Genomic DNA, 209 nt, shown 5'->3' with positions numbered 1-209 from the left:
CAGGCGGTTCATGCCGCGCTCGAGCTTCATCGGGCTGTTCTTGCCGACGTTGCGCTCGAAGATCTCGCCGTAGTTGCCCAGCTGCTTGACGATGTTGTAGGCCCAGCGCTCGTCCAGCCCCAGCGCCTTGCCGTTGCCTGGCTCGGTGCCCAGGAAGCGGGCGATGCGCGGATCGTCGGACTTGAGCATGTCGTCGACGTTGGCCTGGG

The 209-nt window shown here is 65.6% G+C and carries 1 pseudogene; it reads right to left on the bottom strand.

Annotated features, from left to right (window positions below):
- Positions 1-209: pseudogene (locus N825_RS40115) on the bottom strand (amino acid ABC transporter substrate-binding protein); the annotation flags it as partial.

Origin of the sequence: Skermanella stibiiresistens SB22 (assembly GCF_000576635.1) — a bacterium.
Classification (GTDB): Bacteria; Pseudomonadota; Alphaproteobacteria; order Azospirillales; family Azospirillaceae; genus Skermanella; species Skermanella stibiiresistens.
This window is presented reverse-complemented; position numbering and strand designations above follow the sequence as displayed.